Origin of the sequence: Caldicoprobacter guelmensis, from assembly GCF_016908415.1 — a bacterium.
In the GTDB taxonomy this organism is placed as follows: Bacteria; Bacillota; Clostridia; order Caldicoprobacterales; family Caldicoprobacteraceae; genus Caldicoprobacter; species Caldicoprobacter guelmensis.
Genome location: NZ_JAFBDW010000004.1, coordinates 198,079 through 215,019 on the forward strand (window position 1 = coordinate 198,079; position 16,941 = coordinate 215,019).

A 16,941-nucleotide genomic window follows, 5' to 3' on the forward strand; every position below is an offset into this window, starting at 1 on the left:
GTAGTGGGATTGGCTTTTTCGGCTATGGCGGCTAGCTCATATTTCTCATGTCACCGGTATTTATCCGGTATTTATAAAGATAAACTTTTGCAGTATGCTTAGTCACTGCGCAATACACTATAAGTGATTTGGATGTTTAAGGGCTAGCATTAGCTACATACCGCGCTGCAAATACATTGAAGACAGACAAACCCACTTTATGATATAAACAGCCGGGATTGCTGAGAATTGTTCTTGTAATTCTCGGCAATTTCTACGATAATGTTTGCGGCATCAATGGCAGCAAAAGGTTTTGATATAGGTTCCATGGCCTGGGCCATATTTTTAAGTATGGATGGGTCAGTGACGCAATTTATGATGTTCTTGATCACTTCATCCTGGTCGTCTGCTAGTATAGCTGCTTTATGGCGAACCAGGAAGTGGGCGTTGCTTCTTTCATGCCCAGGCAGGGGTTTATAGATTAGCATGGGCAGCTTTTTAGCTAAAGCCTCAAATATAGTCACCCCTCCGGCTTTTGTAAGCAGTAAGTCGGATATTTCCATGAGCTGAGCTATGTTGTCTACATAACCTAGCACGCGAAGGGGGACTTTAGAATGCTGTGATATATCTTCTAACTTTTTGGCCAGTGCATAATTGGTACCGGTTACTGCTATGGCCTGCATGGGCAGCTCAAGCTTTGCAAGCCTTTCACATATATCTTCTATATCTGACAGCAGGCCGCAGCCTCCACCCATCATTAAAAGTGTAAAAAGACCTTGCTTAAGGCTATAACGATTCCATATCGAGGGGTCATGGCAGGAAGCCATAAACTCCTGTCGCAGGGGGATACCCGTGACGTACAGATGCGAGGGGGGTATGCCCTTCTTTTTCAGGTATTTGGCCACTACGTCGGCTGCTACTATATAGGCATCCACATAAGGGTGGATCCACTGGCTGTGAAAAGCTACATCTGTGATAACGGTTACCAATGGTGTGTCTATGTAGCCGCGGGATTTGAGGTATGAGATCACACCCGCCGGAGTGGGGAAGGTACATACTATGACGCTGGGGGAACGGTTGTATATGTCTTCCAGCATCTTTTGGCTGCCTATTTGGTTCAGCATGCGGCGCCATTTTGAGTCAGGAGGTAGATGGCGTGTGGCCTCGTAAAACCATTTATATCCAGTCGAAAAGTGCTTGATAACCTGGTGGTAGCCAAATAGCAACGTTTGCTTGAAAAGAGGGTTTACATAGTTTAAGAAATCGCATATTTCGATGCTCCAATGGGGACGCTGCTGTTTTATGGCTGTAGCCAGTGCATTGGCTACCTGGTGATGTCCTGCTCCGTAGCTGGCAGAAACTATTAAAACGTCGCATCTGCTCATTGGTTCTGAGGCCATGAAGCCATTCACCTCGCTCCTGTACATTTATACTGCTCCGATACAAATTATATTATACCAGAGTCCACCATATTTTGTATAATGAATTTTTTGTAATATACTTTTTGGTAAAACAGCATGACATGATGATTTACTTAACTGCTTTTGAAACAAAGGTCGAGCTTATAAATATTTTGAATGTTATGGTCAAAAAATGATAGAATACTGTTGGCTATGTTATTCATGTATGATATTATCTATAAAAAGGATTGTTGTGTAGTTTTTTAACTTATCATTGAGAGGGTTCACTTAAAAAAGGATTATTGACAAGAACAGGTGGGTGCACGAGTTTTTTGATAAAAGACAGATGGTGTTGAGTATTTATTGGGATTGTATAACTGTACCCTCGAGACGTCTCTATTGAAGTTTTGGTACCGAAATCTAATTTTATTGCTTTCCTGCTTGATGTGGCTAAAAATGGGAAAAATTAAACTGCCCCCAAAATTGGTACGGAACAGGAGAGGGTAAGCATGCTTGATTTGAGTAAAATAAGTCTACAACTGATGGAGATGGTGTGGGCTCAGCAGCAGGAAATACAGCGGATTAAGGAGAAGAAAAGCTGCTTGATGGAAGCTGTGGGTCATTTTCGGGAGAAACCGCAGGATTACATAGAAAAGATAGATTCCGATTCACGCCACTTTTTTGTGGCTTTTCCAAAGGGTAGATTGGATGATGCTTTTCCTCTTCCTCAGCCAATTCCAGTATATACTGTCATGGCAGTGGATGGCTCTCAGATTGATGTTGATACTCACGAGATTGTGCTGTGCTATGTGCTCAACATAGGCAGGGTGGTGCTGCATTACGGTACAGGGGACCCGCCACTCATGGACAGCCTGCCTTATTTGTACTACCGTGATGAGGACCTGTACAAGCAGGGGGAACTGGAGGTATTTCTACTGAGGGGGGAAGACCTGGCTGAGAAGCGCGCCGCTATGGAGGCCCAGCACTTAAAAGACCTGATTTTAAATCAGCGTAAAGAGGGTGTTCCGGCAGTGGTGCTGGTTGATGGAACGCTGGTTTCATGGGATAAGGCGGCATCGGCTAAAAAGGACATAGGCGGTTTTACTGCACCACATTTTAAGGATGTTTTTAAAATTGGGCAAAATCTTGGCATTCCGGTGGCAGGGTACATATCGGGGTCACGCACTTCCCTTGTGATAAATACTTTGCGGGCTGGTGACTGTACTCAACCCGTCATGAACTGCGTAAGTTGCGAATGTCGAAACGACGTGACAGCTCCCTGCCACAGGCTGGAAGGTTTAAGGGATACTACCTTGTTTGCGCACATTCTCAAGCCAGGAGAGCGGTCGGCCTGCTTTTACGGTGGTATCAACACTTTGCCGCGTAGTGAATGGCCACTGTACCGTATAGGGTTTTTCTACCTGAACGTGGGCAGCGAGATAGCACGGGTGGAGGCGCCCGATTACGTGCTGGAGAACGACCACCTGCTCAACCTGCTTCATTGGGCGGTGTATGACCAGGCACAAAAGGGTATGGGTTATCCCATTGCACTTCAGGAGGCACATCATTTTGCGGTGATAAAGGGTGAAGAGCGGGAGGCGTTTTACCGTCTGGTGGAAGGCCAGTTTGTCAGGCGGGGGCTTCCAAGCCGTATTACCAACAAAGAGCTGCGCAAGCGCACCAGAATTTTTTAGAGAGGGGTGCATACCTTGATAGGTGAGATTATAGAAAGCAGGACAGCCGAGTTTGTGGCAGAGGCGGTCAGGTATGACCAGGTGCCGGCCTATGGCTCATTTGTCAGGGTCAGGGATGGTGAGCTGCGGGTATACGGCATCGTTTCGGGGGCCTATACGGGTAGCCTGGACGGCATGAGCAAGGCAAAGGCCTTCTTTAAGTCCATCGATGAGCTCAAGATGGAACAGCCGCAGATCTTTGATCTGCTTCGCACCGAGTTTTCTTGCGTAGTGGTTGGGTATGCTCAGAATGGGCGGTATCACCCATATTATCCGCCCATACACCTCAGCCTTCATCTGCCGGTGGAAAAGGCGGATGAGCAAGAGGTGTTGACCATTTCCCAGCACTTAAGTTTCCTCGAAAAGACATTGAACTGTCCAGCTGGCAACGGAGAAGAGTTAACGGCTGCGGCTATTCGCACGGTGGCGCGCTTTCATTCCGAACCCCGTGAATACATTATAAGGGCGGGACGCGAGCTTCTCAAGATGCTAAATTACGATACCCAGAGGCTCAAGTCCATTTTAGAGAGGGTGGATATGGCGTGAGGGGGACGATACTTAGGGGTTCGCTCTCTGGTGGCCTGGAAGTAAGGTTGGATATAGGTGAGAATATAGAAGAGGTTAAGGTGGGCACCTTTTGCGTGGTAGAGGGCAAAACACATGACTTTTTTTCTATGGTGGTGGATGAGGATATAGAAGCTGCCAATCCAAAGGCCTTTTACGAGACGCTGTCGGACAATTCGATTCTCAATGAAGTGGTTAGAGGTACCGGCATAATAGACAAGGTGAAGATTCAGCCCATGATTGCCATAAGGCGAGATGACGGCAAGGTGCAGCCCGTAAAGAGCATACCTTCTTACCTGTCCCGTGTCCGTGAGGCACGGGAGGAGGACGTCTTCAAGATATTTGGGCGGCCTGACCGAACGCATTTCCACGTGGGTTCTCCCCTGGATATGGACCACATACCGGTGTGCATAGACTTGAAGAAGTTCATAGAGAGGTCTAATGGCATATTTGGAAAGTCGGGTACCGGCAAGACCTTTTACACCCGTATAATGCTGTGCGGTATGATAAAAAGCGGGCTGTGCAACGTGCTGGTGTTTGACATGCATTCGGAGTATGGTTGGGAAGGCGAGGACGAGGACGAGACGCGCAAGAAGGCCAAGGGGCTCAAGCAGCTGTTTGGTTCCAAGGTGGCCATCTTCACCCTGGACGCCGAGTCGTCTCGCAACCGCGGGGTGCATCCCGACTTTGTAGTGGAGATACCCTACCGTGCTATTGAAGCCGAGGATATCGTGATGGTGCGGGATGAGCTCAACTTAAACCCCACTGCCCTGGAGGTAATATACGTGTTACAAAAGCATCTGGGGCAGGACTGGCTGATCACCTTTTTAAATATGGATGCGTTTGCCATAGAAGAGTTTGCTAAGAATACGGGGGCTCATGCGGGTGCGATACTGGCATTGCAGCGCAAGCTGTTCAGGCTCCAGAAGCTGCCGTTTATAAAAGAAAACCCGGCAGATGACGCAGTAGAGCGAATAATGCAGTATCTGGATAGCGGGATGAACGTGGTGCTGGAGTTTGGCCATCAAAGGAGCATGCTGGCTTATATGCTGGTGGCCAATATTTTGACGCGCCGTATACACGAGCTGTATGTCAAGCGCAGCGAAAGGGTACTGGGGGGAATGCAGGGCAACAACACGCCGTTGGTTATAGTCATCGAGGAGGCCCATAAATTTCTAAGCCCTGAGTTGTCGCGCCAAACTATATTCGGAATGATCGCAAGGGAGATGAGAAAGTACAACGTGACGTTGCTGGTGGTGGACCAACGTCCATCGGGTATTGACCCGGAGGTGCTGTCGCAGCTGGGGACCAAAATAGTGGCGTTGCTCACCGAGGAAAAGGATATAGAGTCGGTGTTGTGCGGTGTAAACAATGCAAGGATGTTGCGTAACGTGCTTGCCAGCCTGGACACAAAACAGCAGGCCATAATCATGGGGCACGCTGTTCCCATGCCCGTGGTTATAAAGACCAGGACGTACGATGAAAACTTCTATAGGGACATCACCAAAGACCAAGATGGCGTGTTTAGTCGAAGGCCGATGGTGGGGTTTAAACAGGCTTCTGACACCAGCGGCTTTGCAGAGAGCCCTGGGGTGCAGGAACCTCCGCCGGGTAAAGAATTTGAGGACCTCATGAGGGAGTTGTATGGCGTATGACGGAGCCTATACGCCTTATTCATACCGGAGACCTTCACATAGGGATGCAGAATTACGGTAGGCTGGATAGCGCTACCGGCATCCATTCTCGTATTGCTGACTTTTTGGCCACTTTGGATAAGCTGGTGGATTACGCTATAGGCAACCAGGTTGATGCCGTGCTCATATGCGGTGATGTTTTTAAGAACAGGGAACCCGACGTTACGCAGCAGCGGGAGTTTGCCAAAAGGGTGAAGCGCTTGTCCGATGCCGACATAAAGGTGTATATAATAGTGGGCAATCATGACCTTCACAATGCTGCGGGTAAGGCTACATCGGTGGAGATATACGATGTGGTTGACCTGCCGGGCGTGTATGTGCGTCGGAGACCTACCGTAGATGTTTTGGATACACGGCGCGGCGCTTTTCAGGTGGTGGCTCTTCCTTATGCATCGCCTACTAACCTGGCCGTTGAAGCCGCTACTATGGAGGAAATTTCCATAGGTATGCGGGAGAAGCTGGGAAATTTGCTGAATATCCTGATACAAAGGCTAGATCCGTCTCTACCTGTTGTGGTCATGGCACATTTCTCGCTGATAGGCGCTATGGCGGGGTCAGAGAGGGTTATCATGTTGGGGCGAGAAGTGATGCTTCCTGTAGGATTCTTTGCCAGGCCCGAAATTGATTATGTGGCTATGGGGCACATACATAAACATCAGGTGCTTTATGATAAGCCGCCTATTGTCTACTGTGGAAGCCTGGATAGGGTGGACTTCAACGAGGAGAAAGAGGATAAGGGGTTTGTCGAGGTTTTGCTCAAAAAAGGCGAGGCTTCCTTTGAGTTTATCAAGCTAGATACCCGTCCATTTAAAACCTTTTATGTAGATGCTACCGCTGGTGACCCCTTCAAAAAGGTGTTGGATGCCATTGAAGGATACTCTTTAGGAGAGGCGATTGTAAAGGTGAAAGTGAAGCTACCTGCGCATGCTCTGTCCCGCCTTAAGGAAAAAGAGCTTTACAGTATACTGCGCCAGCGTGCGTTTTATGTGGCCGGGATAGAAAAGGATATAATTTCCGATCTTTCACATTTGAGGCACCCCGGCCTTACCGAGAGGATGGATGCCATGCAGGCTGTGGTCGAATACATTTCAAAGAAGCAAGAATATAAGGGCATGCTGCAGGCGTTGCTTAAGGCAAATGAGCAGCTTTTTGAGGAGCTTAAAGAGGAGGGCGCCATATGAGGCCTATCAGTTTATACCTCCGCAATTTTAAGTCTTATGGTGAAAAAGCGCCTATATTGGACTTTAACATGTTTGATGTGGCACTGCTCAGCGGCGATAATGGCAACGGCAAGTCGTCGCTGGCTGATGCCATAGCCTGGTGCGTATGGGGAAAGTGCAAAGGCATGGATGGCAGGGGTGGCGTGGATGACTTGGTGAGGACGGGTGCCGATGAAATGGAAGTAGCCTTTACGTTTGAAGAAGATGGCCAGGTTTACAAAGTGGTGCGCAAGCGTGACAAGAGAAGGGGTCTGTCATCCCTGGACTTCATGATAAAGAGGGCTGACGCATTTGTGCCCATAAGCGGGAATCGCATAGATGAGACCCAGCAGAAGATCCAGGAGGTCATTAAGCTGGATTATGAGACCTACCTGTGTACCGGCTATTTGAGCCAGGGTAAGGCTGACCTGTTTGCTACTAAAAAACCCAGCGAGCGGAAGGAGATACTGGCCGAGATACTCAATTTAGCGGTTTACGATAAGCTGGAGAGAAAGGCGCTGGATAAGCGTAACGAGGTACAAAACCGCCTGGATCTTATAGAAAGGGAAATGGATTTGCTGCAGCAGCAGGTTGCTGAAAAAGAATGTGTTCGCAGCGATATGGCTCAGGTGGAAAATGTTATTCGTGAATTGCAGGCTAGGGAGAAGGGGTTAAGGGAGCAGCTTGAAACGTTAAACAGGCAGAGGGAAGAGAAAAATGCTATTAAGGCAAGGATTGAATACCATCGTCAGCAGCTTGTACTTGAACAAAAGCAGTTGGATGCTCTTGAAAAGGACAAAAAAGACCTGGAGGTGCGAATTGAGAATTATAAAAAAGTGCTGCAGAACCAGCACGAGATAGAGAAAAATTACGCTGAGTTTAAGGCTCTTGAGGAGCAGGAAAAGGCCTTTGCCTATAAATACCAGCGTATTGCTGAACTTAAAACCCAAAAGGAACGGCTGTTGGGTGAACTGCGCATCAAAGAGCAGGAGTTGCGCCACCGTATTGATATGCTGGAGAAGGAAAAGGCACAGCTCGAGGGTGTGATTGCTCAGGCGAAGGACCTGCAGGAGGAGTATAAAACCTGCCAGAAAGGCATTGATGAGCTGAATGTCTTGGAGAAAGAGCTGGAAGTGCTGGAGAAAAGGGTAGTAGACATTGGACACGAGTCAGCGGAGCTGGCTGGGAAGGAAGGTGTTTTGCGAAGGCAGCTGGAGGAACTGAGAGAGAGGTATGTTGCCCTTAAGGGTGTAGAGTCGAGTTGTCCGGTTTGTGGAAGGCCGCTGGATGCCCAGCACAGGGATGAGTTGTTAAAAGATATAGCAGACCAGGGGAAGGCCATCCAACAATCTTTACAAAAGGTCAAAAAAGCGATGGCTGACCTTGAAAACGAAAAGAAGCAGGCGCAACTGCGCATTGATGGCATAAAGGCAAGGCTTAAAGGTAGGAGCAGGCTAGAGTCTCGTATGGCGTTGATAGATCGCCAGCTTAATGAAATAAAGGAGGCACGGCAGAAGCTGCAGGAATTGCGGCCACAGCTGGATTTTCTTAAAGAGCAGTTGGAGACAAAAGAATATGCAAAAAATGCCATGCAACAGATAGATGAGATAGAACGTCAAATACAACAGGTGGGTTATGACCCGCAGCAACACAACATTGTGCGAGATAAGCTGCATAGTCTGGAAAAAGTGCCAGAACAGTGGGAGTATGCCCAGAAGGCTAAAGTGCAAATGGATTCTGACATTGAAAGCCTGCAGCGAATCCTCAATCTCATAGATGACAGAAAAAAGCATGTTAAGGACATGGAGCTTTTGCTTGAGACGCTTGGGGATTCTATAAAGGACCTGCCTGAGATACTGGCAAGACTTTCTGAGCTGCAGAGAGAATTTGAAAGCGTTCAAAAGGATATCCGCACTATGGAGGCCAGGAGAGGGGCTTTAAAAGAGCGTATGGACAATATTTTGGTTGCTGAGCAGCAGCTTGAAAAGAAAAAGGAGGAGCAGCGCCAGCTACATGAACAGCTCGAGGTTTATAAGGCGCTGGCTTTAATCTATGGCAAGCGGGGCATTCAGGCTGCCATCATTGAAAATGCCATACCCGAGCTGCAGGACGAGACCAACCGAATTTTGGCTAAAATTACCGATGGGCGCCTGGCTGTAGAGTTTTTGACCCAGCGCGATACCAGGTCGGGCAATGTGATAGAGACGCTGGATATAAAAATATCCGATGGCATGGATACCAGGAAATACGAGACCTATTCAGGTGGAGAGGAATTTCGTATAAACTTTGCCATACGCATTGCCCTTGCTAAGATATTGGCCAACAGGGCGGGGGCCAACATGCGTATGCTGATACTCGATGAGGGATTTGGCGTGTTGGATGAGCAGGGGCGGGAACGCCTGGTGGAAGTTATAAATGCCATAAGGGATGAGTTTGATAAGATATTGGTGATTACGCATGTGCAGGAGCTAAAAGATGCATTTCCGGTTCAGATTGAGGTTATAAAGACCCCGGAGGGTTCAACCTTTAGGTTAGTGGGGTAAATGGTTAAATGTGCACAAAAAATCACAAGAAATTATACAAAATGTCAAAAAATTTATAGTGTATATTAAAATATATGCCTGGGGTGTGGTATAATTACTGTAAATTATATATTGTCATTATTGGTTGAAATCTCTGATGATGTGCCATAAAACATGCAAAAAGTTTGCGTTGCCAACAAGGTAGAGATGAATTGGGCTTGATGGTAGGAAGGGGAAGCCCTTAAATTGTCGTGTGGATGGTAGTTCACGGTGGAAAGAGGATGTAGTCCCAAAAAAGGGGAGGGGATTGAATGGGCGATGAGGCCTTGCTTGTGGAAAAGGCCAAGAAGGGCGATATGGTGGCGTTTGAAGAGCTGGTCTCCCTTTACGCAAAAAAGATATACAACTACTGTTATAGAATGACAAACAACAAGGAAGATGCGGAGGATTTGGCTCAAGAGGTGTTTATAAAAGTATATAAAAATCTAAAGTCGTTTAAGGGGAACAGCAAGATTTCAACCTGGATCTACCGCATTGCATATAATACATGTATTGATAAATATAAAAAGGGCAGTAAAGTAGATACTGTATCGTTAAATCCGGGTAAAGATGAAGATGCCGTTGGAATTGAGCTTGTATCTGGTGACCCACTGCCAGAGGAAGAGGTGATAAAGAAGGAACGATATCGAAAGCTGCAGGCTTGTATTGCTGCTTTGAAGCCAGAATACAAAACCGTCATTATACTCAGGGATATACAGAATTACAGCTATGAGGAAATTGCTGAAATTTTGCAGGTCCCTTTGGGTACCGTTAAATCTCATATAAGTCGTGCGAGAGCTGCGCTGAGCGATGCACTTAGGGAGATGTTGGAGTGACAGGAGGTGAGCTTATGGATTGCGGTGTGGTGCAGGAACTTATCTCCCTGTATATAGATGGTGAATTGGATAAAGAACGGGCTCAGCAGCTGGAGGGCCATATAGAAGACTGTATTGATTGCAGGCGAAAGTTTGAACGTATGAAGGCTGCAGTGCAAATGGTGAGGAGGCTGGAGGAAGAGGAATTACCTGTTGGTTTTGTGGATAGGTTGTGTGCCCGCTTGGAGAATGGGCAAGTAACAGGGGTGACATATAAGAACTACGGCAAATTTTCAAGATGGATAAAGTGGGTGGGCATAGCTGCAGCGGCAATTGTCATTGTCTTGGCTATCAAGGTACTGAGCGTGGATGGGTTTTTGTTTGGATACTCGCGCGAGAAAGGGCAGAGTGATTTGGCAGCTCCGCAGGATATGTCCAAGAGTTCAGTAGAGGATTCAGCGGTTCAAGAATCAACAGAGTCGAGCAATAGTACAGCAACGAGGGTTGAAGTCCAGCAAAGATTAGGCAAAGGTGATGCAAGCGCTTCTGATGCTGAGCCTGAAACACAGGCACAGCTTCGCCAGGCTGAGGGTTATATCAAATCGGATAAGGTGAGGCTTAAGGTACAGGAGGTATGTGTAACTCCTCAAACTGTCTTAATAAGGGCTTTACAACACGGTATAGATATGGTTGATCAGACAGAAGACAGCATCACTTTGAAAGTTACGTCTATTGAACAGCGTAAAGCTCTGTATAAGGAGCTTGAATTGCTGGGAGAAGTGGAAGAAGTGGGAACCAATTTTGAGTCTGATACAGTAACCATTGTTATTGTAGAGCAAGAATGATATATTTTTATAATATATTGTATAAACAGGATAATTATGGTTAATAATATAGGTAAAAATTAATAAACAGGAGGGATTACTGGTGGCTAGGAATGAAACCGTGAAGAACACAAACGCTATGGAAAACAATGCGCCGGGAATCGATGCCGAACTCATATCCTCTATGAGAGAAGAAGTGCTTCGCGCCAAAGAGGAAAATGTACCCATGCTTCAGGCTTTTGAAGCTGTTGCCAAAAAAAGCGGCCTTAAGGTAAATACCATAAGAAACTATTACTACCGCTATTTGCATTCTCAACTTATAGGTGAGGCCGAGTCAAGCGATAAGAAGGGAAAGGTTAGAACCTTGAAAGGAGTAGCGGGCAAGTCTTTCACAGAAGATGAAGTTAAAGACCTGGTCATGTCTATATTGATGGCACAGGCCGAAGGTGAGTCGGTACGTTCGTGTGCCAATCGCTTAGCAGGTGGAGATCCAAAGAAGATGTTGAGATTACAAAACAAGTATAGAAACGTCATAGCCAGCCAGCGTGAATATGTCGAGAGTTTGATGGCCGAAATGTCACAAAAAGGACTTAAGTATTTCAACCCTTATACCAGGCAAGTAGTGGGTGGCAATTCTGCATCAGCCTCTGCTAATAAAGACATCACCACAGATACCATAAATGATGTGGGCATGGGGGATGCCCGCAAGGATTCCTTGATAGAGATAATTGGAGATGCTGTTGCCAGCATGGCCACTTTTGATGATTTCTCGGTGGAGGAATTCTTCAAAGGGTTAAAACGGCTGGTGGACATGGCGGCAAGGGGCAGAGAAAAGGTGAATGGCGAGGAACTTGTCCGTCTGGAAAAAGCGAACAAGGAGCTAAAAAACAAGATAGAGGAGCTACATGACTTTGTGCGACAGTTGGCGACCATCAACCGACGGTTTGTGGATTTGCCCGATGAGCAAAAGCTGTCCGCATTGAGCGGTTATATAGGAGAAGTAAAAGCATGGTTAGATACTTATGAGAAGGTGTATAAGGATGCTTAATTGTCTGACAATTAAGCTTTAGTGATAACAGCCAGCCTGCATTACAAAAGAAAGGCTGGTTTTTATTTATATATAATACACCCGCACCACGATGTCCTGGTCGTAGTTTCCAAACCCCTTGCCGTAAATGGTTACTCCTCCTATGTGTGTAGCATCCTCTAGCACCGCTATACGAAACGTCCATTGCTTTAAGTCAAGGAATATGTCTTTGATGGTAATGTCGGATATTTTTTGGCCATCTATGAAGCTTCCTTCGCTGTTTATACGGAGCACCTTGAGGAGCCCGTATTGGTTTATGTTATTGCTCCACCAGGAGGGAGTATATATTCCTCTTTCGCCTCCAAAGTCGCCTGGGCTGGTCCATTGGCCTATGTATACTCCATTTATAAAGAATGATATATCTGATGGCCAGTTGCTATTGACGCCCGGCGCTTCAGACCCCAGCTCCATCGAAATTTCCAGTTCTTCGGGCTGCTGGTTGGGCAAGAGATAGTTGGGGATTTTGTATTCCACATACCCCTGGGTGAACCAGAGGATTCTGGCATTTACCCTTTCAGGGTCAAGGAAATAACGGGGGTCATCAAAATGGCCTATGACCTTTTCGAGAGTGGCCAGCCCGCAGGTGGGCGTTACCTTAAAGTCGGTATAATGTCCCACGGGTATAGACACTTCATGGTACTTCCTTTCATGCTTTTTAGCATTAGGAAAGGTTATTTCGAGTGAATCTATGGCCAAACTGCAAAGCTTCTGTAAGCCGCCCCTGCATGGGGTAACCTCGACTTTTATAATTCCGGCCTTTTCTAGTTTCCTTATGTGCATGGTCATTATGGCGTTGCTTAGGTTCAGCCTTTCGGCCAGTTCTTTTATGTTCATGGGCCTTTGAGCTAGAAAGTTTATTATTCTCAACCTCACATTGCTGGCCAATGCTTCGTAAACAGGTAGCCATTTTTCTGTCGTGTCTATCTTCATGTATGTGTGGCGCAAAATGTAGCCTTTTAAATTGCCGGCAAATGGTGCGCCTTATCCTCCTTTCACAGCCTTTGTATTTCCCATATATTCAATTAATGTATATTTGGACGCAAATCATAACACTTTGCAGTTGTTGACCACAAGTTTTTGTTATTGCCTACGCCATTGTAACGCCATAATCTTTGTAATAGCCTAAGTATTTTTATGTTTGTTGTAATTATAGTTTTACGGTTAACATCATTATAAACCACTTAGGCGAACTGAGTAAAGCGGATGTTCCGATGTTGTTTTCTTGGCAAAATCGAAATTGACAGATATTGCATTACTGATTTATAATGTATACAAATAAATATATTAAGCATTTAATAAAAATATTAAACAGTGGCACACGAAAAAAGGAGGGGTTCAAAGTGGTCAAGATGATCTTGAATGCCGATATCAAAAAGGGAAAGATAAACAAGAATATTTACGGGCATTTTGCTGAACACCTTGGCAGGTGCATCTATGAGGGATTTTGGGTAGGTAAAGACTCACCCATTCCCAACACCGATGGCATACGCGACGATGTAGTAGATGCTTTAAGAAAGGTCAAAATTCCTGTATTGAGATGGCCGGGAGGGTGTTTTGCCGATGAGTACCACTGGCGCGATGGTATAGGTCCTTATGAGAAGCGGCCTAAGACCATTAATACCCACTGGGGTGGCGTGGTGGAAAACAATCACTTTGGGACCCATGAGTATTTCAGGCTGTGTGAGCTGTTGGGGGCAGACGCGTATATTACCGGCAATGTGGGCAGCGGTACAGTGAGGGAATTGCGGGAATGGATTGAGTACATAACGTTTGATGGTGATTCCTGGCTGGCTAATTTGAGGAGGGAAAACGGGAGGGAAAAGCCCTGGAAACTGCCCTTTGTCGGTATAGGCAACGAGAACTGGGGCTGTGGAGGAAACATGCGCCCCGAATATTACGCTGACCTTTTCCGTCAGTATGCTACTTATGTGCGCAACTTCAGCGGCAACAAGATATACAAGATCGCCTGTGGGCCTTCGGATGCCAACTATCACTGGACCGAGGTGCTGATGAGGGAAGCGGGACGCTATATGGATGGTTTGAGCCTGCATTACTACACAGTGCCAGGGACATGGCAGAAGAAGGGGTCAGCCACCCAGTTTGATGAACGTGAATGGTTTATCACCTTGAAGAAGACGCTGGTTATGGATGAGCTGATTACCAAGCATTCCACTATTATGGATAGATACGACCCCGAAAAGCGGGTAGGGCTCATCGTGGATGAGTGGGGTACGTGGTATGACGTAGAACCGGGTACCAATCCTGGGTTCTTGTATCAGCAGAATACCCTGCGGGATGCAGTGGTGGCTGGGGTTAACCTCAACATATTCAACAACCACTGCGACAGGGTGCACATGGCAAACCTGGCTCAAACGGTGAATGTGCTGCAGGCCATGGTTTTAACCGAGGGCGAAAAGATGATAGTCACACCCACATATCACGTATTTGACATGTACAAGGTGCATCAAGATGCTCAGCTTCTGTCTTTGGAATTCACAAGCAGCTTGTACACCTATGGAGACGAGAGCATACCTCAGATAAGCGCTTCTGCTTCCGAAGATGGGCAGGGCAGGATTAATATATCGCTGTGCAACTTAGATCCCAATTCGGCAGCGCATATACAGTGTGAGCTTAGGGGAACCAGCAGAACCAAGGTAAGTGGAACTATTTTGACGTCGTCCGAGATGAATGCCCACAATACATTTGACGAGCCCAATGCTGTAAAGCCGGTGGCTTTTAGCGATGCGGCTCTACTAGGTAATGTGCTGGATATCAAGCTCCCGTCTAAGTCGGTGGTAGTGCTGACTTTGGAGTAAAGAGAATGGGGTGCAGCGTTGTGGAAAATGGTGAATGCAAAGGATGCAGTGCCACTGTCAGGCTTTCGCAGCATGAAATAGAAGAGATATTTGGCGAAACGCTCAAGATAAGAAACGTCAAGTTGGTAACTCAGGAGGAGTATAACGCTAGGCTTGAGATTTGTAGGCAATGCACATATCTCGATTATGGTACTACCTGCAGGTTGTGTGGCTGCTTGGTCCAAATTAAAGCAAAGCTTAAAGGTGCGCGGTGTCCTTATCCATATCAGCCCAAATGGTAAAGGTTTTTAGCTAATAAAGTCCAGGGAAGGATTTCCTTGGGCTTTTCTTTTTGTGTTTTTTGGAGCCTTGGCATGGGATAAAAGGAAGAAAATGCAGGATATACTAAAATGTATTTCAAAACCTCACAGGATTCAAAACTATTTTCGAGCTTGTCCACTCAGCTTTGTTAAAGATGAATTTAACAGCCACTGCAAAAATGCAAAATACATATATTAAAATTGCAAAATTTTGAATAGTGCACGGATAAGATGCAGCAGTCACACTTGACTTTTATATTGCATAATTCTATAATAATCCTTGTTATTCTAGCGTTAGGAGGATTGAAAGAAGTGGGAGTGATAGTTGCAAAATTTGGGGGCACGTCCCTTGCAAATGCTGTACAGTTTCGCAAGGTGTATAGGATAATAATGGAAGACCCACGAAGGCAGTATGTTGTGGTGTCTGCACCCGGGAAATGTCACAGCGGCGATACCAAGATAACCGACCTCTTATATGCATGTCATAAAAAAGCCAGCCTGGGAGAGGAGTTTGGCGAGGTATTTGAGGCTATAGCGCAGCGCTTTAGGGATATAATCAGGGACTTAAACCTGGATTTGGATGTGGAGCCGCTGCTTAAGGAGATAAGGGAGAGGATTGCTGCTGGAGCTTCTGCAGACTATGTTGCAAGCCGAGGCGAGTATTTGAACGCCATTATCATGGCGAAGTTTCTGGGATATGACTTTGTTGATGCCGCCGATATAATATTTTTTGATGAAAGAGGGATGTTTGACAGCGAGCGCACCAATGAAGCTGTGGCAAGATGCTTAAGCCGGCATGAACGGGCTGTTATACCCGGCTTTTACGGTTCAATGCCAAACGGCGAGATAAAGACCTTCCCTCGAGGGGGTTCCGATATTACAGGCGCTATAATAGCGCGGGGAGTGAATGCCGAAGTATACGAAAACTGGACTGATGTTTCGGGTTTTTTGATGGCTGACCCGCGCATAGTCGAAAATCCAAAGCCCATTCGCAAGATCACCTACCGTGAGTTGCGGGAACTGGCGTATATGGGAGCCAGCGTGCTTCATGAGGATTCCATATTTCCGGTTAAAAAGGCCGGCATTCCAGTCCACATAAAGAATACCAATGCGCCCGAGGAGCCAGGGACCTTAATTGTCAATGAAGCCGAACCGGTTACCTGTACAGGGGCTATAACGGGAGTAGCCGGCAAAAAGGGGTTCACGGTGATTGCCATAGAGAAGACGTTTATGCACGTGGAACTGGGGTTTGGAAGGAGGCTTCTTTCCATCCTCGAATCCAATGGGATCTCCTTTGAACACATGCCTTCGGGCATAGACACCATATCGCTGGTAATTGCCGATTCTCAACTGGATGGCAAGTTGGAAAAGGTGATTGAGGAGATCAAAGAGCAGCTTCAGCCCGATTCAGTGGAGGTTCATTCCAACATGGCGCTCATTGCCACTGTTGGCCGTGGTATGGCCCACACCCCTGGCATAGCGGCAAAGTTGTTTACAGCACTGGGCAATGAAGGCATCAATGTACGGATGATCGATCAGGGGTCCAGCGAGATCAACATAATCGTAGGAGTTGAAAACGAAGATATGGAACGCGCAGTTAGGGCAATCTACTACGCTTTTGTGGACAACTGTAAATGAAAATTGCAACCAGGCCTTTACAAATGGGCACATTTTGATTATAATACTTGCAAACGGGGATCGAGCAGATAAGATACTTGAGAAAAACGTGATGAAGGGGAGGAGTAGGTACCTTTGATGGTGCAGCGAGCCGGGGATGGTGCGAGCCCGGTCCACAACGAAGGTGCTGAATATCACCCCGGAACGGCCGACCGAAAAGTGTTGCCAGAGAGCAACACATGAGTAGGCTGGGACGGAGCCCTGCCGTTACAGAGGGAGCATATAGGGAATCCCTGTATGCGTAAAGAGAGGGTACACGCCTGTCGTGTACCAAATCAGGTGGTACCGCGGAA

Annotated in this window: 13 protein-coding genes and 1 other annotated feature (1 of these 14 only partly in view); of the genes, 11 read left to right on the top strand and 2 right to left on the bottom strand. The window is 46.7% G+C overall.

Going from position 1 to position 16,941, the window contains the following annotated elements; translation table 11 throughout:
- Positions 1 to 197: 197 nt before the first annotated feature.
- On the bottom strand, positions 198 to 1,379 hold the full coding sequence (locus JOD02_RS07070; protein ID WP_204488235.1) for an MGDG synthase family glycosyltransferase: 1,182 nt from the start codon (positions 1,377 to 1,379) through the stop codon (positions 198 to 200).
- 509 nt (positions 1,380 to 1,888) lie between these two features.
- On the opposite strand from JOD02_RS07070, the gene JOD02_RS07075 reads away from it, so the two are divergent.
- The 8 genes from JOD02_RS07075 (at position 1,889) to JOD02_RS07110 (ending at position 11,817) form a co-directional block, all read left to right on the top strand.
- Entirely contained in the window at positions 1,889 to 3,073 is a 1,185-nt protein-coding gene (locus tag JOD02_RS07075) for a DNA double-strand break repair nuclease NurA (protein WP_204488237.1), read from the top strand.
- 15 nt (positions 3,074 to 3,088) lie between these two features.
- Complete coding sequence (locus JOD02_RS07080) at positions 3,089 to 3,658, top strand: HAS-barrel domain-containing protein (protein ID WP_204488239.1); 570 nt, start codon at positions 3,089 to 3,091, stop codon at positions 3,656 to 3,658.
- Complete coding sequence (locus JOD02_RS07085) at positions 3,655 to 5,331, top strand: helicase HerA domain-containing protein (protein ID WP_204488241.1); 1,677 nt, start codon at positions 3,655 to 3,657, stop codon at positions 5,329 to 5,331. Before JOD02_RS07080 ends, JOD02_RS07085 begins: the two co-directional genes overlap by 4 nt.
- Complete coding sequence (locus JOD02_RS07090) at positions 5,328 to 6,551, top strand: metallophosphoesterase family protein (RefSeq protein ID WP_204488243.1); 1,224 nt, start codon at positions 5,328 to 5,330, stop codon at positions 6,549 to 6,551. The genes JOD02_RS07085 and JOD02_RS07090 overlap by 4 nt, the downstream gene beginning before the upstream one ends.
- Positions 6,548 to 9,112 carry an AAA family ATPase gene (locus JOD02_RS07095; RefSeq protein ID WP_204488245.1) on the top strand — a complete coding sequence of 855 codons (2,565 nt, stop codon included), beginning with the start codon at positions 6,548 to 6,550 and terminating at the stop codon, positions 9,110 to 9,112. Before JOD02_RS07090 ends, JOD02_RS07095 begins: the two co-directional genes overlap by 4 nt.
- Positions 9,113 to 9,402: 290 nt before the next feature.
- Complete coding sequence (locus JOD02_RS07100; RefSeq protein WP_204488247.1) at positions 9,403 to 9,966, top strand: RNA polymerase sigma factor; 564 nt, start codon at positions 9,403 to 9,405, stop codon at positions 9,964 to 9,966.
- Positions 9,967 to 9,980: 14 nt separating this feature from the next.
- Positions 9,981 to 10,790 carry an anti-sigma factor family protein gene (locus JOD02_RS07105; RefSeq protein WP_204488249.1) on the top strand — a complete coding sequence of 270 codons (810 nt, stop codon included), beginning with the start codon at positions 9,981 to 9,983 and terminating at the stop codon, positions 10,788 to 10,790.
- 82 nt (positions 10,791 to 10,872) lie between these two features.
- Positions 10,873 to 11,817, top strand: coding sequence for a hypothetical protein (locus tag JOD02_RS07110; protein WP_204488251.1), 945 nt, complete (start codon positions 10,873 to 10,875; stop codon positions 11,815 to 11,817).
- Between the two features lie 66 nt (positions 11,818 to 11,883).
- Here JOD02_RS07110 and JOD02_RS07115 read toward each other — a convergent pair whose 3' ends face one another.
- Entirely contained in the window at positions 11,884 to 12,786 is a 903-nt protein-coding gene (locus tag JOD02_RS07115; protein ID WP_204488486.1) for an ArsR/SmtB family transcription factor, read from the bottom strand.
- Between the two features lie 419 nt (positions 12,787 to 13,205).
- Between JOD02_RS07115 and JOD02_RS07120 the strand changes: the two genes are divergently transcribed.
- The 3 genes from JOD02_RS07120 (at position 13,206) to JOD02_RS07130 (ending at position 16,609) form a co-directional block, all read left to right on the top strand.
- On the top strand, positions 13,206 to 14,672 hold the full coding sequence (locus tag JOD02_RS07120; RefSeq protein WP_243426409.1) for an alpha-N-arabinofuranosidase: 1,467 nt from the start codon (positions 13,206 to 13,208) through the stop codon (positions 14,670 to 14,672).
- A gap of 5 nt (positions 14,673 to 14,677) precedes the next feature.
- Complete coding sequence (locus JOD02_RS07125; protein WP_204488253.1) at positions 14,678 to 14,953, top strand: DUF6171 family protein; 276 nt, start codon at positions 14,678 to 14,680, stop codon at positions 14,951 to 14,953.
- A 330-nt stretch (positions 14,954 to 15,283) separates the two neighbouring features.
- Positions 15,284 to 16,609 carry an aspartate kinase gene (locus JOD02_RS07130; protein WP_341534550.1) on the top strand — a complete coding sequence of 442 codons (1,326 nt, stop codon included), beginning with the start codon at positions 15,284 to 15,286 and terminating at the stop codon, positions 16,607 to 16,609.
- 82 nt (positions 16,610 to 16,691) lie between these two features.
- Positions 16,692 to 16,941, top strand: a binding site (T-box leader) (it continues 21 nt past the right edge of the window).